This is a genomic window from Maribacter arenosus, from assembly GCF_014610845.1.
Classification (GTDB): Bacteria; Bacteroidota; Bacteroidia; order Flavobacteriales; family Flavobacteriaceae; genus Maribacter_A; species Maribacter_A arenosus.
In genome coordinates this window covers 158,322-182,977 of record NZ_JABTCG010000002.1, presented here as the reverse complement: position 1 = coordinate 182,977, position 24,656 = coordinate 158,322, and the positions used below count along the sequence as shown (strand labels likewise).

The following is a 24,656-nucleotide window of genomic DNA, read 5'->3' as shown; positions in this document are numbered from 1 at the left end:
CGAAAATTTCAATAGGCAATTTGTTGGGTTAAAAGTCTATATCCATCAAGAAATGATATAGGTCATGCACTAAAAAGCCCACTAATGATGCAGATCATTTGCATTATGACAGGTGTGATATAGCTTTGGGACAGTACTAAATACAGATTAAAGTGAGAACAATCCTATATGGCACTGATTATTCGACGAATTCGGTAGCCGCCTTGAAATATGCGAAGAAAATGGCAGAACATTTAGATTGTCATTTGGTCGACTGTCATGTATACGGATACCCTATCGTAACCGAAACCATGGTTGTTGATGAGCTTCCCCAATTACGGAAGAATGCGCTAAAAGCCAATCGTTACCGATTGGAAGAATTCTGTGCGCAATATTTGGGAGAAAACTGGAGCAAAGAAGATATTAAAATTGCTCCCGTAGAGGATATATTCGTGGTAGACGGCATTGTTGCCGCCGCAAAAGATTGGCATGCCGAATTCATCATTGTAGGGACCAAAGGTGAAAGTATCCTAACCGAAGCCTTATTGGGTAGCACGACCAAACATTTGATCCAAAAATCACCTTGTCCCGTATTGGCCATTCCACCAAATATCAAATATGTGACACCCAAAACCATGGTATATGCCACCGATTTTGAAGAGGAAGATATTGATGCTATCGGAAAACTGGTTGAACTGGCTGAGTCTTACCAAGCTAAAATAAAGATAGTGCATATCTCACCAAAAAAAGAATATTCGGGAGATACCCAAATGGAGTGGTTTAAAAATCGGTTGCAGGAAAAAGTCGCTTACAAAAACCTGGAATTCGAACTCATATTTTCAGAGTATATCTTTAAGAGTCTAGAAAAGTACCTGACCGATGTCAAGGCAGACTTAGTGGGCATGCTTGCACGAAAAAAGAGCGGTTTCCTTAAGAGATGGTTCCATTGGGATCTTGTCAAAAAAATGGAATCGCATAGCACCATTCCAGTATTAAGTTTTAATGAAGTCAATTATCAAATGATGGTCATTTAATAGGTTATCGTTAAAAATATAAAAATGAAAAAATTATTGATTTTCCTAATCGCAAGCTTGTTTCTTCAAGGACCTACAATGCTCAATGCACAAATTTTGGGTAAACTGAAAAAGAAGGTTGAAAAAAAGATAGAGAAAGAGGTTGATAAAACCTTGGACGAAGAAAGTGAAGATGTTCAAAAAGAAGAAAAAAAAGAGCAAGAAGTAAATACACAAGAAGAAACACATGGTCAAACGAAAGAATCTGTAGCCTCCCAAGAACCTCAATTGGTGTGGGCAAAATATGATTTTGTATCTGGTGATAAGGTTATTTTTGAAGATAACCATGAGAATGAGGAGAATGGGGAATTTCCTTCACGTTGGGACCTGAAACAGGGTACAGTAGAGAATGCCGAATTCGGAGGTGAAAAAGTTATCATGTTCAGAGGGGGACAACCCATGATAATACCCTATTTAAAGAATCCTGAAAAAGATTACTTACCCGATATATTTACTATAGAATTCGACCTTTATAACTCCGATAGAAATGGTTTTACCGTGTATTTTTATGACAGAAAAAATCAAAGACCTCCAATAACCTATACGGCCAATTTAAATATCCATCCAGAGTTCATGGAACTTAGACCGGCAAAAAGCAATATTCCCGACAAGGGTTCTATTCAGAACAAATGGGCTCATATTGCAATAGCTTATACTAATGGAAAGATGAAAGCATATATAGATGAAACAAGACTTATTAATATTCCTCATTTAGATTATAACCCAACAGGTATTTCACTACATGCTTATTTTGCCAATGATACTCGACGGTACTATATTAAAAATTTCAGACTTGCTGAAGGTGGTGTAAAATATTACGATAGGTTCTTACAAGATGGTAAAATCGTCTCCAATGGTATACGCTTTGACGTAAACAAGGCTACAATGAAACCTGAATCTATGGGGGTTATTAATGAAATAGTCAAACTAATGAAGGAACATCCAGAAATTAAATTCAGCGTTGAAGGGCATACGGATAGTGATGGAGAATCCGATTTTAACCAAAAGCTATCCGAAGAACGAGCAAAAACTGTGGTAAAACAAATCATTAGTTTGGGTATTGTGGACAATCGCCTTGTGGCCAAAGGTTTTGGTGAGGGCAAACCAATAGATACCAACGAGACCCAAGAAGGCAAAGCCAATAACAGAAGGGTTGAATTTGTAAAGATGTGATTGGCAGATTTAGAAAGGCATTGGCAAACAACCTAGTCATAATAAATAATAAGAAATGAAAACTATATTGTGTGGTACGGATTATTCGATGAATTCGGTGGCTGCCTTGAAATATGCCTATAACATGGCCACGCATATGCAGATGCGTTTGGTAATCACCCATGTATTCGATTACCCTACCGTCTTGGGAACAGAGGGTTCGCATGAACCCTTTCCACATTTGGAAGAAAATGCATTTAAGATAAACCGATTTAAATTACAAGATTTCTGTGAAGAGCATTTGGGCAGTTATTTTATGAATCCGAACATACAGCTCCAGCCGGCAGAAAACAAGTCCTCAGTTAAAGGTATCATTTCCGTTGCCGACGAATGGCATGCCTATTTAATCGTGGTGGGCATCAAAGGGGGTAGTGTTATCCGTGAAATACTCATGGGGAGTACTACGAAACAACTCATAGAAAAGGCGCCTTGCCCTGTTTTGTCTATTCCGATGGAAACCAGTTATAAGTTGCCCAAAACCATTGTTTATGCTACGGCTTTCGAGGAAGAAGATGTATATGCCATTCGAAAAGTTGCCGAGATGGCAGCGCAATTCAATGCCCAAATAAAGGTGGTCCATATTTCAACAAAAGAGGAATACAAAGGGGAAGTGCAGCTAGAATGGTTCAAGGAAATGCTTCACAAGAAGGTAAGCTACGAACATATTGAATTTAAAATTCTTTTTTCCGAGAACATTTTTGAGGCTCTCAGAATTTATATCGGTGAAACCAATGCGGATTTAATAGTAATGTTGGAAAGGGAAAAAGTCGGCTTTATCAATAAATGGTTCCGCCAAGACCTTGTCAAAAAAATGGAATCGTATGGTAAAGTACCCTTATTAAGTATGAGGGGAAGCCATCATCAGCTCTTTTATTATAAAAAAGCACTTTAACCTAAATACCATGGCTAGAAGAGTTTATGGCATATTGATTGTAATTGCGTTGGGCTTGGGATTTTATATCTATACATTGAGGGAATCGCATTCAAATGTCTTTATGATCATTACATCTGGTTTTATCTTTACAGTATTAAGTATGGGCGTTCACGGAATAATCGCCCATTCGTTGAATCCAAAAGCAAAGGGTGGCATTCTTCTATATCCACTTTTAATGGGTGTGCTTTGGGCATTTCTGTTCTTTTTGTTCGTGTTTTTTATTTTACCCATCTTTTGTCCTGATTTCTTAATACAACAATAGTGGTTTTAGGGATAGTCAGTACCCAGGGTTTTGATAGGTTTGAAGAATTAATTTCCATTGGACTGATTTACATCATTTCTATCGTAATCGGCTTACATTATCTTGCGAGCTAATTCGAAAATTTTATAGGATGAAAGCTCTGGTAAACGTTAAAAACCTTCAATGTGAGGAGGGTAAGAAAGTGATTTTAAGGAATCTGAGTAGAATATTGGATATTCGGGTTATTGATATAGATATTCAAAATGGCATATTGCATTTTCTATATATCAACCCCATTGGATTACAAAGAGTAAAGCAAGAACTGACTCGAATTGGCTTCCCTATAGAACCTTTAAATATACGTCCTTCGCGTCCTTCTCTTTTACATGGTTCAGATGCCATGACTTCCGCAATGATCTAAAAGGTCTAGACTATTTCTGGAAGAATCAACAAAGGCACTTCGGTATTGAAGGTCATTTTACGCAGCACGGGTTCATGGAATAAACCTTCAAATAATCCGTGTTTGGTTTTTAGTAGTGCGACCATGCCTATTTTCTTATTTTCCTTTTCCAATTTGTACAAAGTAGAAGTAATGGAAACTTCCATTTGAACCTCGGAAAATCTTGATTTCACTCCTTTTAGAGCGTGCTTTAATGCTTCTTTGTTTTGTTTTTGGGCACTGTCCAAAGCTTTACCTGAGTAAAGATTAATGGTCCATAATGTAGAGTCCCACAATCTGGTCAATTTGATAAGTGGTTCCAATTCAGGAGCTATAAAACGATGTTTGAAATCGTTGGCAAAGAGGATTTCTTCGGGTTGGGCGTAATCATATTCTGCCGGAACGGCAACAATGGGGCAAGTGTCAAGCTGGCTGATGACCCTGACCGTATTGCTGCCCATAAAAACATTGAATAGGGAAGATATACCTTTGGTACCCATGAAAATATAGTCTATAGCCTTGTCTATCATGGTAACATTCAAGGCATTCACCAATGAATCTATCATAAATACAGATTCAAAGCGGTGTTCAGGATATTGTCGTTCTTTATGTATGGTTTCGGCCAGATGCTTCAAATCGTTTTCCAAATCGGCCCTAGCTTTGGAAGCGGACGGGGCGTCATGATAGGCATGCAATAGATAAAATATGCATTCTTCTTTTTGAAAGAGTCTCACGGCGTAGTCAATTGCCTTTCGGGCATTCTCCGAAAAATCGGTAGGGAGTAGTATTTTTAACATTATTTTATTGTTTAATCCGTTGCTTAAAAGTAAATCGTGAGATTTTAAAATACCATGATGTTGGTCAGTTAAAAAAGGCTGATGCCTTGTTTTTATTTCGTTTGATAAACTCCATCATTCAATGGGTTTCAGACCTTTCCATCTTTTTAAAGTAGGCAGGGTACTATGGGCCAAAATGGTAGCTTCTTCTCTAGGCATTCCCATTTTCTCTGCTAAAGAGATGTTTTTTTCAATTTTCTGCTCCAAGGTAATCCCTTGGTCGTTGAAATTTCCATTGAGATAGCAATGATGGCAATATTCGCGGTTTACCGTACCGTCTTTGTTAGTTCCGAAATCGGCCAAATGGTACATTGGCATTACACAACTTTGACAAATGGAATTATGCATAGATTTCATCATTGTTGTTTTAATAATAACTTTTATATGATTCATTTTAACAAAGAAAAGATAATGAACCTATATAGGTTGTGGAATGACCAAGGTCAGTACCACTATCTAGGAGCCTTTATTGGTCAGTATGAAGGCCTTTGTCGAGAAGGTCATCTTGGGAAAGTCTTTTCCGGGCTATGACTTTTCGGACCAATAGGACATCCAGATAAATGAACCAGACGATAAATAGTAAGAAGGTAATCTTTTGGATTACGGGAAGTGAACCAATGAAGATTCCGGTTTCGTAGGTATAATAATTCGCCAGGAAGATTAGTATACATAATATTCCTAAGGCGAAAAGGAATTTATGGCCCGCTTTGAGTAGTTCTATTGAACAACTTATAAATGCTATGATTCCAAATAACCCGGCGATACGTACAATAAGATCATGTTCGCCCAAAGCAAGGAATGGGATTGTTAATATGGATAGCAATCCGGATACCCACATAATTTTTTGATTTAGACCATTCGTTATGAATGCCCTAGGTAAATACATCCATAACCAGAATAAACCTGAACATAGGAAGCCCAGTGCAATTATGGCATAAACCCGTGCTGTATTGATATCACCATTGATTGCATAAACATCCAAAAGATCACATAGATAATTATGCCAAAAACTAAAACCTTCCTGATTTGGTGAATACCAAGAACCACCGGGATAATTCAAAGCGGATAGGATATAAAAAAGAACGAATAATCCGATACCGATCAATGGCATTAGTAATGAAAAAATACCAAAGCGGACATTGGATTGCTTCTTCATGTTCTTATGTTGCATGTTCTTCTGTAAATGGGAACGCAGTTCTTTGGTAAAAGCCAGACCTAATTCTATCTAGGTCATCCCAACAAAACCGAAATGCTGATTATAATATTAGTGAAGATATCAAAATCAAGATCTGGCCACAATGATAGTAATCAGGACTGATCTGCCTACATGAATAAACAAAAACAGGAGACCATGGTCTCCTGTTTCCTTTAAAAAGTTCGTACTGTGCTACATGTACAATCTATCCTTTGGGTTACCTAATTGCCAAACTGTTCAAAGGGTAACTCCGGTGATAAACATTGCGAACTTTTTTAGTCCATATCACCCTACGGTTGCTCGTATCTTACATTTGTATGTTAAAAAAAAGGACAGGGATATCGATTTATTCCTGTCCTTTTAGTGGTATCCTATGCTTACATTTTGGGTAGGAGCCAAGCTCAGACGAACTAGCTGCACAATTACCAAGATGTCAAAACTATATAAGACATTGTGATACCATTATATGACCGCCAAGGCATTACTGCTTAGAAGTCTGAATGATTGATGTCAAAGAAAAAACAGGTCCGCTTACAGCGTCCCTGTTTTCCATAAAGAAATGGAATTCATCAATTCTGTTTTTCAACCATTTGAATCATTTTATCGCTAAAATGACCTAAGCAATTGACCTACATATCAACAGTATCCGTCTCTTTACTAGGGTCATCATCGTCTCTTGGGACTTTGATAACCATTGCTTTAAAAGAATCCGAAATACCCCAATATTCCGGATTCTTTGAAGATGTTTTTCAGATCAATCTCCTCTTATATTGAACCTTTTATGAATTTTTCCCCAAATACCTATAAGGTCCAAAGGGTATAATCTGCAATCTGAAACTTCTTCCATTTGTTGGATTTTTGTATCCCCACGACCCAAAAACCCAAGAATTTATTTTTCAAAGAACTCATTTACAAGTTATAGACCACAAGGTAAGGAACTACCTCTTCGCCCACAATGACCTAGGTCAGTTTGGCGGACCTTTATAAAAAAAGAACCGGAACACCGAAATGTCCCGGTTCCCTAGAAGATGCTTTCCTTTCCGATGTGCGCTTACACTGACCCTTACCAAAATTTATCGCTAAACTTTATCGGGATTCAAAAGGCTTTCAGATTTTCTAGCTTCTTCTTTTTCATCGGCCTTCAATTCCCCGAAGAAGGCCAAAATACTTTTCAATGAACCAATTGATTTATAATTTGATCGTAAAGATAGAAGGGCAGATTGGGTAGCAAAATGACCTAGGTCAGTTTGGCACTTATTTTCTCTTTTTTAACTGTGTTGTTCATGACCCACCCATACAGTTGATCTGCATCCTCTTTATTACAAAGTTGTGTCCCGGGATGCAGTGTTGCTGCCGTACCACAGGCTACTCCATACTTTATGGCCTCCCCTAGACTTTTGCCGGTGATAAGGCTATGGACCATTCCTGCTACCATACTATCACCCGCACCAATAACGCTTTTTTGGTGAACCGTTGGGGCAGGTATATGTTCCAATTCATCCCCTTGGCCCCATAATGCCCCTTTTGCACCTAAGGATACCACAAGTATTTCACAACTATATTTATCCAGAAACTTTTTGGCCAGTGGTTCCAGATCAAAAGCCGAGATAGAGGTTGCCCCCATGATTATACTTAGCTCCCCTAAGTTGGGTTTCATGAGATATATATTGGCCTTCATACTCGGGATCAAGGCATCGCCTGAAGTATCCAATACCAATTTTGATTTATTCCTATCCGTGATTTTCGAAACCAGTACATAAAAATCAGTTGGAACCCCCGGAGGCAATTTGCCACTAGCGACCAAAAAATCATCTTGCTCTAAATTAGCTTCCAAAAAAGTTAAAATACGTTTCCATTCCTTCTGTTTAACGTTGGGACCTGGCACCCCAAACCTATATTGAAGCTGTGTGTTCGTATCGGTCACCGATAGATTTTCGCGTGTCCATCCTTCAATGGAAATAACCTCTTGTCCTATATTTTCCTTAGTAATCAATTGTTGCAAGTGGTCTCCTGTGGGTCCGCCGGCAAGATACACGCAAAGCGATTCACCACCTAGCTTTTTTAGGGCTCGAGACACATTGATGCCGCCACCTCCGGCAAAGTATTCGGGCGAGGCACAGCGTAACTTTTTATTGGGAACAATACCTGCTACATGGGTATCCTTATCAATTACGGGATTCATCGTGAGTGTGACTATTTTTGGCATTTTGGCGAATTTTAGAAGTCCACGCTTTGTAAAAAGCATTAATGGTTGTTTAAGGCCATATGTTGACCTACAAAACTTTCTTCAGCTTTATTAATATTTTCAATCCCTTGTAAAAGAGCATCAGGATTAAAGGAAATACTATCGATACCCTCTTCTACCAAAAACTTGGCAAATTCGGGAAAATCGCTGGGTGCTTGTCCGCATAGGCCGATTTTGGTATTGGTTTCCCGTGCTGAATCTATAGCCATTGAAATCATACGCTTGGCCGCAGGATCGTTTTCATCGAATAAATTACCCATGATTTCGGAATCACGGTCTATTCCCAAGGTCAATTGGGTCAAATCATTTGAACCGATGGAGAACCCATCGAAAATTTCAGCAAATTCTTTTCCAAGGATCACATTGCTGGGAATTTCGACCATGGTATATATTTCCAATCCTTTTTCACCACGTTTAAGTCCGTATTTCCGCATAATTTCCATTACTTTTTTACCCTCTTCCAATGTTCTACAGAAAGGAACCATAACTTTCAGGTTATTGAGACCCATATGTTCCCGTACTTTCTTAATGGCGGCACATTCAAGCGCAAATCCTTCTTTATATAGATCGCTATAGTATCTCGAGGCTCCCCTGAAACCCAACATCGGGTTTTCTTCAAGAGGTTCAAAATCGGTACCACCGATTAGATTGGCATATTCATTGGTCTTGAAATCACTTAACCGGACAATGACCTCTTTGGGATAAAAGGCGGCCGCAATGGTAGCGATTCCTTGTGAAAGTTGATCGATAAAATAATCGGTTTTGTTCGCGTAATTATGGGTGATTTTATTGATTTTACGTATAACACCGGCATTTTTAAGTTCGTTGAACTTGACCAATGCCATAGGATGTATCTTTACGGAATGCGTAATGATGAATTCCATTCGTAACAGCCCAACACCATGGTTTGGATAGAACGACATTCGAAATGCGTTTTCTGGATCGGCCAAAATCATTTTGGCTTCGGTTTTTGGCATCTTTATATTTGAAAAATCGATTTTTTCCTCATTGAAAGAAAGTTTGCCTTCATAGATATATCCTGTTTTCCCTTGGGCGCATGACAGGGTTATTAGTTCTTTGTCAGTGAGGCACTTAGTTGCATTTCCGCACCCTACAATGGCCGGAACCCCGAGTTCCCGGGCCACAATGGCCGCATGGCTGGTTCGGCCACCCTTATTGGTTATAATACCACCTACTTGCTTTAGCAGGGGATCCCAGTCAGGGGTAATGGTATCTGTAACGATAATATGGTCATGGGTCAGGTTTTTTGCCTCTTTTGGGGAATAAAGAATGATCGGGCTTCCTATCTTTATTTTTGAACCAACCGCGTTTCCTGTAGCCAGCACCTTTCCTTTTTCCATTAGTTTATAGATGATGTGGATATTTTTTTCCTTGGCACGGTGTACGGTTTCAGGCCGGGCCTGAATAATGTAAAGTTCATTGGTATTACCATCTTTGGCCCATTCAATGTCCATGGGTTTACCATAATGTTTTTCAATTACCAAGGCCCATTTCGCTAAATCGATTACTTCTTGATCAGACAATATAAATTGCTGCTGTCTGGGTTTAGGGGTATGGATGTTTACTGTTGCCCCGCCTTTTTTAGCTTTTGAATAGATCATGGTGAGTTTCTTATCGCCCATTTTCTTTTGGATGATAGGGTAGTTACCCTTTTCCAAGGATGGCTTAAAGACATAAAACTCATCAGGATTAATGGTGCCCTGTACGATATTTTCACCGAGGCCCCATACCCCAGAAAGTAAAATGGCATTCTCGAACCCTGATTCTGGTTCAATAGTAAACCCTACACCTGAACAGCCTTTGTCGGCTCTAACCATTTTCTGTATGCCAACGGAAAGAGCTACTTCGCTATGCTTAAAACCATGATCATCTCGGTATTTGATTGCGCGATTGGTATAGAGTGAAGCAAAACATTTTTTTATAGCGTTAAGTACGGCATCCTTACCTTCGATGTTCAGAAACGTGTCATGTTGGCCTGCAAAACTGGCATCGGGAAGGTCCTCGGCTGTGGCACTACTTCGCACAGCGACCGCGCAGGATTCCTCACCACACAAGGCATGATAGGCCTCGATGATTTCTTTGGAAAGTTGCTCGGAGAGTTCTCCACCAAGAATCAGATTTCGGGCCTTTTTCCCAATAGTGTCCAAATTTGAATACCGGTTAATATCCAATTCGGATAAAATTTTAATTAACGGAGCCCGAAGTGAATTTTCATCCAAATAGGCCCAGAAAGCTTCAGCCGTTGTTGCAAATCCATTGGGTACTTGTACCCCTTTTGAAATCAATTGATTGTACATTTCCCCCAAAGAGGCATTCTTGCCACCTACGTATGGAACATCCGTAATTCTTATATGGCTAAATGTTTTGATATAGGTGTTCATTGCTCACAGGTTTAGCTTTAAAGGTCTTTGGATTTCACCTGTTTTACAATGATGCAGGTCAGTTGAAAATAGATTGGACCGTCTAATTCTGATTAAAGCAAATTTTAGGTTTTTCGAACAACCCATGTAAATCGATTGAAATCAATACATAGGTTATTTTAAGTATTACGCAGTAATGTTTTTAGGACATAAGGAAAGGTAGTATTTACTGAAAATCAGCCTAGCCTTTCCTTCCCTGTAATCTCCAGTATTTTTATTTGATAAACGATGGGAGAAGCATCTTTTACGCCTAATTTTCTTGAAAATTCATGAATGAATTGAACCTTTTTTTCTTCCTTGCTATTAATAATTTCCTTTACGCCTTTTGAAAATTCGTTCAATAGCTTTTTTGCATTGCTACCAGTAAGTTCTTCAAATTCACCATGAACCAACACGGATTTCCATCGATTGACCGTCTCAATGTCATCTACCTGAAGGGATACAGTATTTTTATTACGCATGGAAATTATTTTATGGCCTTCCAAGGAATAACTGATAATACTGTTATTTGGCTGGTAATAATAATATGTAATGGGAATTGCATATGGAACATCATGGGCTATATAGGCCAAACGACCGATACAAGTAGTTCGTAATAATTCTATACAAGTTTCAGATGTTAAATCTCTAATCATTTTCGATGTCTCTATTATGTAAAAACTACTTCTACCATGAATGGTATCAATACCTTTTTCTATTATTGTCAGCCTAAATTTAGAGTAAAAGTATCACATTACGTATGACACCGATCAGTTATATTTTAAAGGATTTAACCCCATCGGGATCAAAACCTTAGGACAATTGAAATTCTTAATTGGGAATTCACATTTAATTAAGGATTTTTCTTTCAAATTAACGTATATTTAAGATACATAATATTCGGATAAAGGAAACCCCAAACATTTACCGATGAAACGCATACTTGTTATTGAAGATGATTTGACCCTTCGCGGAAATACAGCCGAACTTCTAGAATTGGAAGGCTATGAGGTAACTACGGCTACGAACGGAAGAACAGGTTTGCAAAGAATTAAACAAAATCCCCCTGACCTGATACTTTGCGACCTTCGAATGCCTGAGATGGATGGCTTTACCTTGCTTGGCCATATAGGGCAATTTTCAAAACTAAAGCGAATACCTTTTATCTTTTTTAGTGCCAAATCTGAAAAAATAGATATTAAGGCCGGTTTAGATGCCGGCGCCGATGATTACCTTACCAAACCTTTTGAGCTAAATGATCTTTTAGCCTCGATCGAAAAGTGTTTACATAAGAATCAACCTTCCTAACTACACCTTGGATAGCCAATACTGTTTTGTTTAAAATTGCGATTGCTTACGTAATGTGAGTTGTACTGATTCAAATCATTTCGAATTTTGATTGATATGAATATCTTAATACGAAACAAATTATCAGTTATGACCACTTACGAAAAAAACCCACTACCCAGAAAGGAGTTAGAAAATCTTATTATAGATAGGGACCACCATTGTATTTCCATATATCTTCCCATGGATAAGAAAGGGAAAGAACAGAACAAGCATCTGGCCCAGGCACGTTTAAAAAAATGTATCCGACAAATTCGGGAGCAGTTGCTGGATCGACAAATCAATAAAAAGGAAATAGCCGATTTTCTGCAACCGATAGAACAATTGGTAGATGCAACCGGTCTTTGGCGAAATCCTTCTGACGGCCTTGCCATATTCCTAGATCGGGAAGATGGTCTTCGCTATTACAAAATTCCGATTTCCTTTGAAGAACGGGCCTATGTCATGGGTCATTATTATCTCTTGCCCTTATTGCCACTTTATCATAATGATGGCCTTTATTATCTATTGGAACTAAGTCAAGATCATGTGAAATTGTATGAAGCGTCAAGATACCATTTTAAAGATATGCATCTTGAAGATGTCGCCCCTAGACAATTGGAAGAGGCCGTTGGCTTCGATTTTGAACAAAATAATCTACAGTTTAGAAGTGGGCAATCGGCCCATGGGGCTACTTTTCATGGACAAGGTGCTGGCAAGGAGGATTTTAAGGTTGAAATGTTGGAATATTTTAGGATGTTGGATAAAGGCGTGCAGAAACTCATTTCCGACCCAAAAGCTCCCTTGGTACTTTCATGTGCCCAAAGGCTATACGCCCTCTATGCTGAGGTAAACACCCATAACAATTTACATAAAAAGTATTTGACCGGAGATCCCGAGTTTACTAAGGATTATAAAAAACATCAAAACTCCTGGCAACTCGTTGAGGGATATTTTAAAAAGTCCCAGTTTGATAAGATGAAAAAGTTCAATGAATTTTACCATACGCAAAAGACTTCTTATGAACTGAATACCATAATTCAAGCTGCGCTTAATGGTAAAGTAGATACCCTCTTTTTGGAAAAGGGTAGCGATGTGTTCGGTATTTATAATAAGGAAGACAGAAAAGTAACCTTAAACGGAAAACACGAAATTTTCAATGCATCGCTGATGAATTTGACCGCCATTCGAACTTTTGATCAAGGGGGTCAGGTATATATCCTATCCTCAGAGGAAATGCCTGTAAAGGAAAGCCCAATGAACGCTATTTTTCGGTATTGAACAATTAAAGGGTATAACTAATTAAAGCGTTATGAAAGGGGCCTTGCAACTTGGTAAAGTATCCAACATACGCATTATGGTGCATTGGACATTTTTGTTCATCCTGGTTTGGGTCGTGTTTTTGGAAATTCAAAAGGGTGGCAATTTCGAATCCATTCTGTTTAATCTCGCTTTTGTATTGGTTATTTTTCTATGCGTGGTGCTACACGAGTTGGGTCATGGTCTCATGGCAAAACGTTTTGGGATTAAGACCACGAAAATAACGTTGTTGCCCATTGGTGGGGTTGCCAGTTTGGAAGGGATCCCCGAAAATCCTAAACATGAGCTTTTGGTCGCTCTTGCAGGTCCCGTAGTAAATTTAGTGATCGCTATGGTTTTGTATTTTGCAATACCGGTGCAAGGTTTCTTAAAATTACATATGACAGAGCTGCTCGAAAAACTAAGTGGATTTACCTTGGATAATTTCCTCTTTTATCTTTTTGTGGCCAATTTGGGCCTTGTGATTTTCAATCTCATTCCTGCTTTTCCTATGGATGGCGGACGTGTTTTAAGGGCTTTGCTCACTATGGGGACGGACCGGGTAAAGGCGACCCAGATTGCCGCAAGTATTGGCCAATCGATTGCCGTAGTCTTCCTATTGTTGGGCATGTTGTTCAATCCATTTTTAATATTGATAGCCCTATTCGTTTTTTTGGGGGCTTATGGCGAAAATAAGATGGTACAGCAAATCGCACTTTTGAAAGGACATGTGGTGAACGAGGCCATGTTGACCAAAATAACCCTTTTGAAACCCAATGATACCATGGAGAGAGTTGTCGAGCTCATTCTTTCGGGAACCGAAAAGGATTTTATTGTGGAGGAGGATGGTAAACCTGTGGGAATTTTAACCAATGCCGATATCATCAAAAATTCAAAAAACAGAAATAAACCAGTGCGCGAGATAATGAAGACCTCATTTACGGAAATCGATATGCACGCCCGACTTAGGGATGTGCTCAGGTCTGTTGAGGTTCAAAAGGAATACTTTTTCCCTGTGCTGAATAGAAAAGGGTTACTCGTTGGCGCCATAGATATGACGAACATCAATGAATTCATCCTACTTCAATCCAAGTTAGACTATTGATCGAAGATCCAAAGGTCCGAGCGATCATAAAAAGGACCAAGAGTTAAGATTAAGGGAATAGGATGATACAGATCATTTCATATGAACTGGCTACTGGGTAATTTGGCCACTGTATTAATCTTAAAACACAATATCATGTCAGTTGTAAAAGTTATTGAAATAATGGGTAATTCCAAGGTCAGTTTTGAAGATGCTGTGAAAAATGTAATCAAAGAAGCTTCAAAAACCGTCAAGGACATTAAATCGGTGTATGTGCAAGATATGCAAGTTACCGTAAAGAATAATCAGATAGAGGATTATAGGGTAAATACCAAAGTCAGTTTTGGCATAATGCAAGATTGATTGTTTCCATTTACTTCGGTACTAAAATGATCTAGGGCATGTCTCTCAATTTAGGCATGCCTTTTTCCATAAATTTCCATTCTACCAAACGTATAAGAATAATTATTGTTTACCTACAAGATTGATCTATATCATTGTGGTAGTGTACCCTTTTTTCCACTTTTATAAGAATCTTAAATTGAAATTCAATGGGACAGATAGCAATATTTGACAAACATGTCGCAACATATGAAAAATGGTACGAAGATTATCGCGAAGTCTACCAATCCGAACTTTTGGCCATCAGGGAACAATTGGCAAAACTACCGGAAAATATAAGGGGAATTGAAGTAGGCCTTGGAACGGGCAGATTCGCTTCTGAATTAGGCATCAAGGAAGGCGTGGAACCATCGAGTGCAATGGCCGAGAAGGCCATTAATAGAGGTATTGAGGTAATCAAAGGATTTGCGGCCCAGCTTCCATATGGTGACCTTCAATTCGATTTTGTGCTTTTTGTGACCGTTTGTCATTTAGATGAAATGAAATTTGCATTGAAGGAAGCGAATAGGGTCTTGAAGCATAAAGGCAGTATCCTGATCGGATTTTTGGACAAGGACCAAAATATAGCAAAAGAATATATCGCTAAACGTCATCGCAGTACTTTCTTCGCTAAGGCCAATTTCTATACCGTAGAGCGTATTGTAACTTTATTGAAAGAAGCCGGATTCAAAGACTTGGAATTCAACCAGACCCTGTTTGGTGATTTAGACGAAATCAAGGAAGTACAACTGCCGAAAATCGGTTATGGGGAAGGCTCTTTTGTAGTGGTGAAAGCTATTAAAAAATGAACATTGTATACCTTCCCCACACGGCTGATATTCGGATGGGTATCCAAGGATCAGATTTAATGGAGTTGTTTCAAGCAGGGGCGATAGGAATGGGTAATATTCTAAAGGAGGGCATTTGCGAGAAAAAAGCACGTGGCCCCATCAAGTATAAAATCGAAATAAAGGCAGTGGACCCCACTTGTTTGCTGATTGATTTCTTATCGGAAATCCTTTCTACTTCCTATGTGGAAAAAGCTGTTTTTTGCAAAGTGAAATTTTTAAAGTTGACCCATGAAACCGCAATAGCCGAAATCCAAGGAGTACAGGTCGAAGAATTTGATGAGGAAATCAAGGCAGTGACCTACCACGAAGCAGACGTTCATAGAACCGATAACGGGCATTGGGAAACAATGGTCATTTTTGATATTTGAGTTATGATAATCAGCAAATCGGATATTACAAGGATTGAAGCCTATTTATGGGAGATACCCAAATCGTTCAGTCCTAAAATGCGGGTTCCTGCAAGGATTTTGGCTTCTGAAACCTTGCTCGATAACATTATGGAAGATCGATCTTTGGTTCAATTGGTGAACGTGGCATCTTTACCGGGTATTCAGGGAGCTTCCTTGGTGATGCCCGATGTTCATGAAGGTTATGGTTTTCCAATAGGCGGTGTGGCGGCCACTGTATATCCCGAAGGAGCCATTTCCCCAGGGGGTATTGGTTATGATATAAATTGCGGGGTACGATTGCTTACCTCCCAACAAAAAATAACAGATATAAGGGATAGGTTAGAATCCTTATCCAAGGAGTTGTATGCCCAGATTCCTTCTGGGATGGGTAAAGGCGGTCAAATAAAACTATCGCTCCAGGAAATTGACGAAGTGCTCCATAATGGGGCGGAATGGGCAGTTCAAAAAGGATATGGGGTAAATGATGACCTGGCATTTATGGAAAGTAATGGCCGTTTGCATAATGCGGATGCCTCTATGGTCTCTGAAATGGCGAAGAAAAGAGGTGCTGATCAGTTGGGCACAATAGGTTCCGGAAACCATTTTGTGGAGGTAGATTATGTCGAGGAAGTTTTTGACGAAACTATTGCCAAGTCTTATGGCCTTTCGAAAAACCAGGTGGTCGTCTTGATCCATACCGGATCCAGGGGATTGGGGCATCAAGTTGCTACGGACTATATACGCCAAATCATGGCGGCGATGCCCACATACGACATTGAGGTTCCGGATCGGGAACTTGCTTGTGTGCCCTTTAATTCTCAAGAAGGACAAAACTATTTTAAGGCCATGGGTGCAGCTGCAAATTATGCCTGGTGTAATAGGGAGATTATCTCATGGGAGGTGCGAAGGGCGTGGAAAAACATTTTTGGACCAACAATCGAGCCTTTGAAACTAATGTACGATGTAGCCCATAATATCGCCAAGATTGAAGAACACTCCATTGAAGGAAAAAGAATAAAGGTGATAGTTCATCGTAAAGGGGCGACTAGGGCTTTTGGACCAGGGTTTGGGGAATTACCGGAAAAGTATAGAAATGTTGGCCAACCTGTAATCATTCCTGGTAGTATGGGTACATGTTCTTACGTATTGGCCGGTACCGATAAAAGTATGCAATTGACATTTGGTTCATGTTGCCATGGGGCTGGTCGCCGATTATCCCGTACAGCGGCCAAGAAGCAGGTAAATGCCCCTGTCCTCAAAGAACAGCTTAAAGAAAAAGGAATATTTGTAGAGGCTGGCTCATTTAAGGGCATTGCAGAAGAAGCACCTATTGCCTATAAAGATGTGAATAGGGTGGTTGAAACGGTAAGCGATTCAGGTATTGCCAAGAAAGTGGTAAAACTACGACCGGTTGCTGTGGTTAAAGGGTAGGTTTACGTTGAGCGTTTGCTTCTTCCAAAATTCGAATAGCCTCTTGATCTGAAACTTGGCGAAACTCCTCGTAAAATTGGCCCACAGCATGAAAATTATGGGGTACTTGTAAGCAAACCACTTCATCTATATTAGGGGTAGATTCCAATAGTTTAATAGCCGAAGGTGGGGCAACCGGTATGGCCACGATTATTTTCTTGGGTTCTTGTTTTTTTACCAACCCTATCGTTACCAAGAGTGTATTTCCGGTAGCTACGCCATCATCGACTACGATAATTGTTTTATCACGAAGGTTTTCAGGGGATCTATTTTTGTAATATTGCCGATGTCTCTGTTTTAAGACTTCGCGAATACGTGCCGTTTCTTCTTCGATATATTCCTTGGGAATACCTATGGCATCGGAAAGGATCAAACCATCAAGACTCACTGCTCCTATGGCATATTCCTTTTGGTAAGGATGACCTAATTTTTTGGTCAAAACAACATCTAAAGGCGCACCTAAGGTTTTGGCCAATACTGATCCGATCGGCAGCCCACCACGGGGTATGGCCAATACCACCAATTCCTCACTTTTTATCGACGATAATTTATCGGCCAATTGGGTTGCCGCGTCCGTTCTATTTTCAAACATGATTTCCAATTTTTTCAGGCACTAGGTTTTCAACGAACCAGTTAGCCGATGTATCGGCAACTTCTTGCAACTTACCGGTTTCCTCGAATAAATGGGAGGCACGGGGTATGATTTCCAATTTCCTTTCGCATTGCAATTTTTGATACGCTTTTTCATTAAGTCCTATGACCACCTCGTCCAAACCACCCACAATCAAAAGGGTAGGTGCGGTAACCTTGTTTATATCCTGCAACGCCATATCGGGACGGCCCCCTCGGGATACTACAGCTTTAATTTCCTGGTTAAAAAAGGCGGCTGCCCTTAGTGCAGAGGCTGCCCCCGTACTTGCCCCAAAATAACCAATGGGTAAGTCCTTGGTCTCTTCTTGTTGTTGTACCCATTGAGTTACGGCAATGAGACGCTTTGTGAGCAAATCGATATTGAACCGGTTTTCATAAATACGATCTTCTTCCTCGGTTAAAAGATCAAAGAGCAAGGTGGCCAATCCTTTTTGCTGTAATAAAACGGCCACGAAGTTATTTCTTGGGCTAAGATGGCTACTTCCACTACCATGTGAAAAAATCACCAATCCAATAGCGTTTTCGGGAATTATCAGTTTTCCCCTTAAAATGACATCCTTCAAAGGAATGGTGATCGATTTGTTTATATTGATCGTGTTTGACATAACTTAAGATTTTAAGGCGTTCACTACAAAGGAATCCATTATCATTCGTACTGAAAATGATACAGGTCAGAATTCTTATAATTATGCCTTAAATCGCGGTATGTCAATCCTGAATATTCTTTTTATGGTAACTAAGTAGTGGCAAATGACCTTCAGATTTCATCCGTTTTACCAAATCCCTGTGCGTAAGATCTTTGATAAGGCTATGCCCCTCACGTTCTAACATGGCTACCAAATCGGGTTCTATTTCATCGATGTATTCCTGAAGTGTCGTAAAGACGTCTTCCCCATAACGTAAATCAAAATGGATGTTTTCATCGTCAACCTTGTGTTTTAACATGCCTTTGAACCATTCCATTTGATCTTTGCTTGTGCGGGTATCCAGTGTTGAAACATGTACGAGGTGTAGATCCAATTGTAAAGGTTTGGCCAAATCGGTCAATTTTTCAATGGTAAAAATATCCGCCCCTTCAAAGTCAGTGGCGTAAACCATTTTTTTGATGCCGTAGAAATCCACATCATCTGGCACTGCCAGTACAGGACAGGGAGCCTTGTCGATCAGTGATGTGGTAGTGCTGCCTAGCAAGGCTTCCCGAATAGGATTACCCCCCTTGGTGCCGACAATGATCAAATCGGCCTTATGTTCCTTGGCATTATTGATGATTTTCTCGTGGACTGGATTTCCCTCGTCTATCTTATAAGTGATTTTCTCAGCCCCTGGCTTGTTTTTCAAATGTTCCGAACAGAAATCCCTCAATCGCTCACGATGATCGGCAAAGGCCCTTACTTCCTTGCGCGAATAGGTATGTGAAACCGTACTGGCCAAGGTCAGGGACAATTCAAATACGTGCAGGGCAACAAGTTTAGCTTGGAGTTCCCGGCTAAGTGCATACGCAAATTGGAGTGCTGCCACAGAATTCTTGGAATAATCCGTGGCATATAAAAACGTCTTCATCTCTATTTTTTTTATTCCCTTAAATGTAAGATAACCAATAGGCCAATGAAATGATGTGTATCAGTCAGCCTATATAAATGGATATGATATAGGTCATTTAGTTTTTCAGAGTGGCCTATTATTTTTGTTTATCCGATTGCAAAACTCAATAAGGATGAAAAAGGACAAAAGAGGACATGAGCTCGATTTTTTAAAAGATGGGCCATGGGATGAGCTTTATGTTTTGACCAAATACTGGAAGTCCGATCTTCAATTTTATAAAGATGACCTGCGCTTCTTGAAACATCTGACTGAAAAATATTTTATATGGTTGACAAAACCAGATAGTCTTCAATTGGTGAAGGATTTAAAGGATGGATTGTTCAGACTAACTGAAAAAAGCAAAGACTTGCTTCTAAAAGTTGACAAACATTTAATTCAATTGGGATATTTGGTCGAAGATCCAAATAGAGAGGATGCCGGAGTCATAGTAACTGAACATGAACATCTTGAGGAGGAAATGGCGAGTTTCTTAATATCTTTTAGGAAGAACCGAAAAGAGGTTTTTGCGATAACCGAGCATATTATAGATAGTGAGGAACTCGCCAATATATTGAAAACCTAAAAAGAATACCATGAACGATCCTGATAACTTACTCAAGCGAATTACTAGATTAACGTCCGAAATCGAAACAGATTATCCTGAATTGTATCGTTTTTTGGAGGAGGACCCTATAACATTGCCGGGCAAGGCGCATCCTAAAGTTCAAAAAAAAGAATTGCAAGACTATTTGGAAAGTTTAGAACAGTTATTGGGGAAACATTTAAGAACCTATAAAAAGGCTAATGGCTTAAATTGAGCGTATGGGAGAAATTGCTACATCGGAAAGACAGATTACCTTGTTTTATAATTCCAATTCAAACAGGGCCAAACAAACCTTGGCACTTGCCAAAGCTGAGGGGTTGCCCATCTTACCTGTGGATATTTTGAAGACCGGATTGACAGGGACACAAATTATTGAATTGGCCGATAGATTGGGTATAGAAGTCAAGGATTTGGTGAATCAGGAACATCCGACCTATTTATCAAAATTCGAACGGCATGATTTTTCGTCCGAGGATTGGATAAAGATGATAAAGCATAACCCTGAAATCATGAAGCAACCCATTGCCTTGAGAGGGAACATTACTATTTTGGTAGAAACCCCTTCAGATGTCATCAAAATTTAAAGATAAAACGAACAGGGTCCAAAATTCCTTTGGTTTTGTGCATTCCTGTTTCGGGTAGGTTAGTTCCAATGGTTCTTTGTCTGGTCTAAAATATCGATTTAACAGGTCTGAATGTGATTTACATCGAAAAGTAAACCGTAGATCCTATTTTAGTGATTTCGTTTTTTTTGAGTCCCCATAAAAACTGCTTCCTAATGATTTACATCATTGATAAAAGGATTTTTTGGTTGTAACTTCCTTAATCATATGTACAATCCAAAAATCTTGGAGAATGACGATTTTAGAAGCATACGAATCTGGGGAACATGAAAGCAAAATATCACACTTCGCTGCCATGGTGACTTTGGCGGGTATAGATGGGCCTATTAATCTGGAAGAGCAAAAGGTTTTAAAACGTTTGGCTTTTAAACTGGATGTTTCCGACGAAGAGGTTAAGGTCATATTGAAAAACCCAAGAAAATATCCTTTGATACCCCCTTACGGGTTAGAAGAACGTTTAGAGCGACTACATGATTTTTTCAAAATTATAAATGCTGATCATGAGATCGATGCGGAAGAACGCACCATGATTTACAAATATGCCATAGGGCTTGGTTTTTCTTCGGAAGACGCGAAAAAGGAAATTGAAAAATGTATCGTTTCCCTCGGAAATGAACGTGTTAGGCAGGATTAAAATAGAACACAAATCACTATAACTTTCACAATCACCTTTATGTGATTTAGTGTATACGTAATATTTTTTGACAATAACCTCAGAATATCCCTCTCAATTTTAGAATATAATCAAAATACCAAAATTCTTTACGAAATCGCTTTCGAAAATTTTAGTAATGTTAGTCTTGGGATAAAAGCCCTATAAACTCGTGCTATTTGAGCATTAGGGAGGGTAGATTCGGTTTTCGGTCAAAAGGCGTTATTCACTTCAAGGGCAATTAGGTTTTATTTCAAGGGAACTTTATAATACATTTGATAAAGGTGTGACTCTTTCAACACCTTTAAAAATCGAATTTTAAATAACACTGACACATATGTTTTATCTAGGATTGGATATAGGAAGTTCTTCCATTAAAGCAGCACTGGTCGATATGGCTACCGGTAAGAGTATCGGGCTAGTACAAGAGCCTGAATCCGAAATGGGAATGTTGGCCATTAAGAATGGTTGGGCCGAGCAACAACCCGATGATTGGTGGAACTATATATGTGCTGCGATCTCAAGACTTAAGGCTGCCCATACAATTACCCAAACACAGATCAAAGGCATAGGTATCTCCTATCAAATGCATGGACTTGTAGTGGTGGATAAGGCTGGGAAACCCTTGCGACCTTCGATTATTTGGTGCGATAGTCGAGCCGTTGAAATAGGCAATAGGGCCTTTGAGGAAATTGGAGAGGACAAATGCACTACCCATCTTTTGAACTCCCCCGGTAACTTTACGGCCTCTAAACTAAAATGGGTTAAGGAAAATGAGCCCGAGATTTTTAATAAGATATATAAATTCATGCTCCCTGGCGACTATATCGCTTTCAAGTTATCGAATACGATGAATACCACGATTTCGGGTCTTTCCGAAGGTGTCCTATGGGATTTTAAAAAAGATGAAATCGCCGATTTCCTATTGGACCATTACGATATTGAAAAATCCATGGTGCCCGATATTATTGAAACTTTTGGGATACAATCCAAGGTGTCTGAAAAAGGAGGACTTGAAAGTGGCTTGGCGGTCGGGACGCCAATTTATTATAGGGCCGGGGACCAACCCAACAATGCACTTTCCCTCAATGTATTCAAGCCGGGTGAAGTGGCTGGTACGGGTGGGACATCCGGAGTGTTTTATGCCATCACCGATAGCCTCTCTGTCAAGGAAAGTTCCCGTGTGAATAACTTTGCCCATGTGAATTATAAAAAAGGGCAGCATCCACGAATAGGAAAATTGCTTTGTATCAATGGTGCCGGAATTCAATATCGATGGCTATTGAATAATTTGGACGTTTCGTCTTATGAAGAAATGAACACCTTGGCATCGGAAATTCCTGTCGGATCGGATGGGGTTTGTATGATCCCTTTCGGCAATGGTGCAGAACGTATGTTGAACAATAGGGAGGTAGGTTCCAGACTTCTCAATATTAACCTGAACAATCATGGCAAGGCCCATATTTGTAGGGCAGCATTGGAAGGTATTGCATTTTCATTTGTTTATGGAATGGAGATTCTTAAATCGGATGGAATAGAGGTCAACGTATTGCGTGTTGGAAATGATAATTTATTTCGATCTGGGATTTTCTCGAATACCGTCGCAACCTTGATCGGGCATGGCATTGAGATATACAATACTACCGGAGCAATCGGTGCCGCTAGGGCGGCAGGATTGCATGATGGCGATTTTGAAAAATTCGGATCGTACATCATGGAGAACGACTATGTAAAGACATTTAAACCTGCCAAAGACAAAAAACCCTTTGACGAGGCCTATGCAATTTGGAAAAAAGAATTGAAACTAATTAGTAATATATAAAACATCATCATGGCACTGATAGGAAATAAAGAATACTTTAAGGGAATCGGGGAAATTAAATTTGAAGGTAAGGATTCAGACAATCCATTGGCTTTTAAATATTATAATCCGGAACAGATTGTTGCAGGTAAAACCATGCGCGAGCACTTTAAGTTTGCCATTGCTTACTGGCACACCTTCTGCGGACAAGGCTCGGATCCTTTTGGGCCAGGTACCCAGAATTTTGGATGGGATCAGGCTTCGGAACCTTTGCAGGCGGCAAAGGATAAAGCGGACGCCGCTTTTGAGTTTATCACCAAAATGGGCTTTGATTATTTCTGTTTCCATGATTTTGATTTAATCCAAGAAGGGGCGACTTTTTCCGAATCCGAAAAAAGTTTGGCTACAATAACGGATTACCTAAAAGAAAAGAAAGCGGCTTCAGGCGTAAAACTTCTTTGGGGAACAGCCAATTGTTTTTCCAATCCACGGTATATGAACGGTGCTACCACCAATCCGGATTTCGATGTAGTAGCCCGGGCAGGTGGACAGATTAAATTGGCGTTGGATACGACCATTGCCCTTGGGGGTGAGAATTATGTTTTTTGGGGCGGTCGTGAAGGCTATATGTCCCTACTAAATACCGATATGGGACGCGAATTAGATCATATGGGCCAGTTTTTGGCGATGGCGCGCGATTATGCCCGTGGTCAAGGGTTTAAAGGCAATTTCTTTATTGAGCCCAAGCCTATGGAACCTATGAAACATCAGTACGACTTTGATACAGCCACAGCAATAGGATTCTTACATCAATATGGCTTGGAAAAAGATTTCAAGATCAATATTGAAGTAAACCATGCAACGTTGGCCCAACACACGTTCCAACATGAACTGGCAGTTGCGGCAAAAGCAGGAATGTTAGGTAGCTTGGATGCAAACCGTGGTGATTATCAAAACGGATGGGATACCGATCAGTTTCCTAACAATGTTCTGGAAACAACTGAAGCCATGTTGGTATTCCTAAAAGCGGGTGGATTGCAAGGAGGTGGAATTAATTTTGATGCAAAGATCAGAAGGAACTCTACCGATCAGGATGATGTTTTCCATGCACATATCGGAGGGGCAGATACCTTTGCAAGGGCATTGATCGCAGCAGATAGAATCATATCATCTTCTGATTATGAAGCCTTGAGACAAAAAAGGTATAGTTCTTTTGATTCCGGTAAGGGAAAAGACTTTGAAAAAGGTAAATTGACCTTATCCGACCTCTATAATTTAGCGAAGAACAATGGGGAACTTGAACTTAAAAGTGGGAAGCAGGAATTGTTCGAGAATATCATCAATCAATATATATAGTTCGTAAAACCAAT

Annotated in this window: 27 protein-coding genes; 18 read left to right on the top strand and 9 right to left on the bottom strand. The window is 39.6% G+C overall.

The genetic code is table 11. From position 1 onward, the window contains the following. Window positions 1–152 precede the first annotated feature (152 nt). The 5 genes from HPE63_RS05895 to HPE63_RS05875 all read left to right on the top strand — a co-directional run bounded on the left by HPE63_RS05895 (window position 153) and on the right by HPE63_RS05875 (window position 3,860). Window positions 153–1,013 carry a universal stress protein gene (locus HPE63_RS05895; RefSeq protein WP_188313334.1) on the top strand — a complete coding sequence of 287 codons (861 nt, stop codon included), beginning with the start codon at window positions 153–155 and terminating at the stop codon, window positions 1,011–1,013. Window positions 1,014–1,037: 24 nt separating this feature from the next. Then, the gene (locus HPE63_RS05890) at window positions 1,038–2,225 is read left to right on the top strand and encodes an OmpA family protein (protein WP_188313333.1); all 1,188 of its coding nucleotides are present in this window, start codon (window positions 1,038–1,040) and stop codon (window positions 2,223–2,225) included. Between the two features lie 55 nt (window positions 2,226–2,280). After that, window positions 2,281–3,156: a universal stress protein gene (locus HPE63_RS05885; RefSeq protein ID WP_188313332.1), complete on the top strand. Its 876-nt coding sequence runs from the start codon at window positions 2,281–2,283 to the stop codon at window positions 3,154–3,156. A gap of 10 nt (window positions 3,157–3,166) precedes the next feature. Continuing rightward, on the top strand, window positions 3,167–3,460 hold the full coding sequence (locus HPE63_RS05880) for a hypothetical protein (protein ID WP_188313331.1): 294 nt from the start codon (window positions 3,167–3,169) through the stop codon (window positions 3,458–3,460). Window positions 3,461–3,590: 130 nt separating this feature from the next. Next, window positions 3,591–3,860: a hypothetical protein gene (locus tag HPE63_RS05875; protein ID WP_188313330.1), complete on the top strand. Its 270-nt coding sequence runs from the start codon at window positions 3,591–3,593 to the stop codon at window positions 3,858–3,860. Between the two features lie 5 nt (window positions 3,861–3,865). On the opposite strand, the gene HPE63_RS05870 is transcribed toward HPE63_RS05875, so the two are convergent. The 6 genes from HPE63_RS05870 to HPE63_RS05845 all read right to left on the bottom strand — a co-directional run bounded on the left by HPE63_RS05870 (window position 3,866) and on the right by HPE63_RS05845 (window position 11,230). Then, the gene (locus HPE63_RS05870; RefSeq protein WP_188313329.1) at window positions 3,866–4,675 is read right to left on the bottom strand and encodes a universal stress protein; all 810 of its coding nucleotides are present in this window, start codon (window positions 4,673–4,675) and stop codon (window positions 3,866–3,868) included. A 114-nt stretch (window positions 4,676–4,789) separates the two neighbouring features. Then, window positions 4,790–5,074, bottom strand: coding sequence for a zinc ribbon domain-containing protein (locus tag HPE63_RS05865; protein WP_223198067.1), 285 nt, complete (start codon window positions 5,072–5,074; stop codon window positions 4,790–4,792). 106 nt (window positions 5,075–5,180) lie between these two features. Next, on the bottom strand, window positions 5,181–5,870 hold the full coding sequence (locus HPE63_RS05860) for a hypothetical protein (protein ID WP_188313328.1): 690 nt from the start codon (window positions 5,868–5,870) through the stop codon (window positions 5,181–5,183). A 1,276-nt stretch (window positions 5,871–7,146) separates the two neighbouring features. Next, on the bottom strand, window positions 7,147–8,115 hold the full coding sequence (locus HPE63_RS05855) for a 1-phosphofructokinase family hexose kinase (protein WP_188313327.1): 969 nt from the start codon (window positions 8,113–8,115) through the stop codon (window positions 7,147–7,149). 38 nt (window positions 8,116–8,153) lie between these two features. After that, the gene (gene ppsA, locus HPE63_RS05850) at window positions 8,154–10,556 is read right to left on the bottom strand and encodes a phosphoenolpyruvate synthase (RefSeq protein ID WP_188313326.1); all 2,403 of its coding nucleotides are present in this window, start codon (window positions 10,554–10,556) and stop codon (window positions 8,154–8,156) included. 215 nt (window positions 10,557–10,771) lie between these two features. Then, window positions 10,772–11,230 (bottom strand): pyridoxamine 5'-phosphate oxidase family protein, encoded by a 459-nt coding sequence (locus HPE63_RS05845; RefSeq protein ID WP_188313325.1) that lies wholly within the window; start codon window positions 11,228–11,230, stop codon window positions 10,772–10,774. A gap of 274 nt (window positions 11,231–11,504) precedes the next feature. On the opposite strand from HPE63_RS05845, the gene HPE63_RS05840 reads away from it, so the two are divergent. The 7 genes from HPE63_RS05840 to HPE63_RS05810 all read left to right on the top strand — a co-directional run bounded on the left by HPE63_RS05840 (window position 11,505) and on the right by HPE63_RS05810 (window position 17,335). After that, window positions 11,505–11,882 carry a response regulator gene (locus tag HPE63_RS05840; protein WP_188313324.1) on the top strand — a complete coding sequence of 126 codons (378 nt, stop codon included), beginning with the start codon at window positions 11,505–11,507 and terminating at the stop codon, window positions 11,880–11,882. A 129-nt stretch (window positions 11,883–12,011) separates the two neighbouring features. Continuing rightward, a complete protein-coding gene (locus tag HPE63_RS05835) occupies window positions 12,012–13,181 on the top strand; it encodes a baeRF7 domain-containing protein (RefSeq protein WP_188313323.1) in 1,170 nt (389 codons plus the stop codon). Between the two features lie 31 nt (window positions 13,182–13,212). Beyond that, the gene (locus HPE63_RS05830; protein WP_188313322.1) at window positions 13,213–14,304 is read left to right on the top strand and encodes a site-2 protease family protein; all 1,092 of its coding nucleotides are present in this window, start codon (window positions 13,213–13,215) and stop codon (window positions 14,302–14,304) included. 135 nt (window positions 14,305–14,439) lie between these two features. Continuing rightward, window positions 14,440–14,646, top strand: coding sequence for a dodecin family protein (locus HPE63_RS05825; RefSeq protein WP_188313321.1), 207 nt, complete (start codon window positions 14,440–14,442; stop codon window positions 14,644–14,646). Between the two features lie 188 nt (window positions 14,647–14,834). After that, window positions 14,835–15,473 (top strand): class I SAM-dependent methyltransferase, encoded by a 639-nt coding sequence (locus tag HPE63_RS05820; protein WP_188313320.1) that lies wholly within the window; start codon window positions 14,835–14,837, stop codon window positions 15,471–15,473. Next, the gene (locus HPE63_RS05815) at window positions 15,470–15,883 is read left to right on the top strand and encodes an archease (RefSeq protein ID WP_188313319.1); all 414 of its coding nucleotides are present in this window, start codon (window positions 15,470–15,472) and stop codon (window positions 15,881–15,883) included. The genes HPE63_RS05820 and HPE63_RS05815 overlap by 4 nt, the downstream gene beginning before the upstream one ends. Window positions 15,884–15,886: 3 nt before the next feature. Then, window positions 15,887–17,335: an RtcB family protein gene (locus HPE63_RS05810; protein ID WP_188313318.1), complete on the top strand. Its 1,449-nt coding sequence runs from the start codon at window positions 15,887–15,889 to the stop codon at window positions 17,333–17,335. Here HPE63_RS05810 and HPE63_RS05805 read toward each other — a convergent pair. From HPE63_RS05805 to HPE63_RS05795, 3 genes are all read right to left on the bottom strand, one after another. Further along, window positions 17,325–17,966 carry a phosphoribosyltransferase gene (locus HPE63_RS05805; protein WP_188313317.1) on the bottom strand — a complete coding sequence of 214 codons (642 nt, stop codon included), beginning with the start codon at window positions 17,964–17,966 and terminating at the stop codon, window positions 17,325–17,327. The two genes, HPE63_RS05810 and HPE63_RS05805, sit on opposite strands and share 11 nt — an antisense overlap. Next, entirely contained in the window at window positions 17,959–18,630 is a 672-nt protein-coding gene (locus HPE63_RS05800; RefSeq protein ID WP_188313316.1) for a dienelactone hydrolase family protein, read from the bottom strand. The genes HPE63_RS05805 and HPE63_RS05800 overlap by 8 nt, the downstream gene beginning before the upstream one ends. Before the next feature lie 103 nt (window positions 18,631–18,733). Further along, on the bottom strand, window positions 18,734–19,585 hold the full coding sequence (locus HPE63_RS05795) for a universal stress protein (protein WP_188313315.1): 852 nt from the start codon (window positions 19,583–19,585) through the stop codon (window positions 18,734–18,736). Window positions 19,586–19,739: 154 nt separating this feature from the next. On the opposite strand from HPE63_RS05795, the gene HPE63_RS05790 reads away from it, so the two are divergent. The 6 genes from HPE63_RS05790 (at window position 19,740) to xylA (ending at window position 24,642) form a co-directional block, all read left to right on the top strand. After that, window positions 19,740–20,189: a hypothetical protein gene (locus HPE63_RS05790; protein ID WP_188313314.1), complete on the top strand. Its 450-nt coding sequence runs from the start codon at window positions 19,740–19,742 to the stop codon at window positions 20,187–20,189. A gap of 10 nt (window positions 20,190–20,199) precedes the next feature. Continuing rightward, a complete protein-coding gene (locus tag HPE63_RS05785; RefSeq protein ID WP_188313313.1) occupies window positions 20,200–20,424 on the top strand; it encodes a hypothetical protein in 225 nt (74 codons plus the stop codon). Window positions 20,425–20,428: 4 nt separating this feature from the next. Then, window positions 20,429–20,794, top strand: a complete 366-nt coding sequence (locus tag HPE63_RS05780) for an arsenate reductase family protein (RefSeq protein WP_188313312.1) — start codon at window positions 20,429–20,431, stop codon at window positions 20,792–20,794. 271 nt (window positions 20,795–21,065) lie between these two features. Continuing rightward, window positions 21,066–21,467: an mTERF domain-containing protein gene (locus HPE63_RS05775; protein WP_188313311.1), complete on the top strand. Its 402-nt coding sequence runs from the start codon at window positions 21,066–21,068 to the stop codon at window positions 21,465–21,467. 355 nt (window positions 21,468–21,822) lie between these two features. Then, window positions 21,823–23,307 (top strand): xylulokinase, encoded by a 1,485-nt coding sequence (locus HPE63_RS05770; protein WP_188313310.1) that lies wholly within the window; start codon window positions 21,823–21,825, stop codon window positions 23,305–23,307. Between the two features lie 9 nt (window positions 23,308–23,316). Further along, window positions 23,317–24,642 carry a xylose isomerase gene (gene xylA, locus HPE63_RS05765; protein ID WP_188313309.1) on the top strand — a complete coding sequence of 442 codons (1,326 nt, stop codon included), beginning with the start codon at window positions 23,317–23,319 and terminating at the stop codon, window positions 24,640–24,642. Window positions 24,643–24,656 lie beyond the last annotated feature (14 nt).

Bases quoted from the DNA above. Each gene is read 5' to 3' on its own strand.
- HPE63_RS05890 (WP_188313333.1), top strand. From the start codon at position 1,038: ATGAAAAAATTATTGATTTTCCTAATCGCAAGCTTGTTTCTTCAAGGA.
- HPE63_RS05885 (WP_188313332.1), top strand. From the start codon at position 2,281: ATGAAAACTATATTGTGTGGTACGGATTATTCGATGAATTCGGTGGCT.
- HPE63_RS05880 (WP_188313331.1), top strand. From the start codon at position 3,167: ATGGCTAGAAGAGTTTATGGCATATTGATTGTAATTGCGTTGGGCTTG.
- HPE63_RS05875 (WP_188313330.1), top strand. From the start codon at position 3,591: ATGAAAGCTCTGGTAAACGTTAAAAACCTTCAATGTGAGGAGGGTAAG.
- HPE63_RS05870 (WP_188313329.1), bottom strand. From the start codon at position 4,675: ATGTTAAAAATACTACTCCCTACCGATTTTTCGGAGAATGCCCGAAAG.
- HPE63_RS05865 (WP_223198067.1), bottom strand. From the start codon at position 5,074: ATGATGAAATCTATGCATAATTCCATTTGTCAAAGTTGTGTAATGCCA.
- HPE63_RS05860 (WP_188313328.1), bottom strand. From the start codon at position 5,870: ATGAAGAAGCAATCCAATGTCCGCTTTGGTATTTTTTCATTACTAATG.
- HPE63_RS05855 (WP_188313327.1), bottom strand. From the start codon at position 8,115: ATGCCAAAAATAGTCACACTCACGATGAATCCCGTAATTGATAAGGAT.
- ppsA (WP_188313326.1), bottom strand. From the start codon at position 10,556: ATGAACACCTATATCAAAACATTTAGCCATATAAGAATTACGGATGTT.
- HPE63_RS05845 (WP_188313325.1), bottom strand. From the start codon at position 11,230: ATGATTAGAGATTTAACATCTGAAACTTGTATAGAATTATTACGAACT.
- HPE63_RS05840 (WP_188313324.1), top strand. From the start codon at position 11,505: ATGAAACGCATACTTGTTATTGAAGATGATTTGACCCTTCGCGGAAAT.
- HPE63_RS05835 (WP_188313323.1), top strand. From the start codon at position 12,012: ATGACCACTTACGAAAAAAACCCACTACCCAGAAAGGAGTTAGAAAAT.
- HPE63_RS05830 (WP_188313322.1), top strand. From the start codon at position 13,213: ATGAAAGGGGCCTTGCAACTTGGTAAAGTATCCAACATACGCATTATG.
- HPE63_RS05825 (WP_188313321.1), top strand. From the start codon at position 14,440: ATGTCAGTTGTAAAAGTTATTGAAATAATGGGTAATTCCAAGGTCAGT.
- HPE63_RS05820 (WP_188313320.1), top strand. From the start codon at position 14,835: ATGGGACAGATAGCAATATTTGACAAACATGTCGCAACATATGAAAAA.
- HPE63_RS05815 (WP_188313319.1), top strand. From the start codon at position 15,470: ATGAACATTGTATACCTTCCCCACACGGCTGATATTCGGATGGGTATC.
- HPE63_RS05810 (WP_188313318.1), top strand. From the start codon at position 15,887: ATGATAATCAGCAAATCGGATATTACAAGGATTGAAGCCTATTTATGG.
- HPE63_RS05805 (WP_188313317.1), bottom strand. From the start codon at position 17,966: ATGTTTGAAAATAGAACGGACGCGGCAACCCAATTGGCCGATAAATTA.
- HPE63_RS05800 (WP_188313316.1), bottom strand. From the start codon at position 18,630: ATGTCAAACACGATCAATATAAACAAATCGATCACCATTCCTTTGAAG.
- HPE63_RS05795 (WP_188313315.1), bottom strand. From the start codon at position 19,585: ATGAAGACGTTTTTATATGCCACGGATTATTCCAAGAATTCTGTGGCA.
- HPE63_RS05790 (WP_188313314.1), top strand. From the start codon at position 19,740: ATGAAAAAGGACAAAAGAGGACATGAGCTCGATTTTTTAAAAGATGGG.
- HPE63_RS05785 (WP_188313313.1), top strand. From the start codon at position 20,200: ATGAACGATCCTGATAACTTACTCAAGCGAATTACTAGATTAACGTCC.
- HPE63_RS05780 (WP_188313312.1), top strand. From the start codon at position 20,429: ATGGGAGAAATTGCTACATCGGAAAGACAGATTACCTTGTTTTATAAT.
- HPE63_RS05775 (WP_188313311.1), top strand. From the start codon at position 21,066: ATGACGATTTTAGAAGCATACGAATCTGGGGAACATGAAAGCAAAATA.
- HPE63_RS05770 (WP_188313310.1), top strand. From the start codon at position 21,823: ATGTTTTATCTAGGATTGGATATAGGAAGTTCTTCCATTAAAGCAGCA.
- xylA (WP_188313309.1), top strand. From the start codon at position 23,317: ATGGCACTGATAGGAAATAAAGAATACTTTAAGGGAATCGGGGAAATT.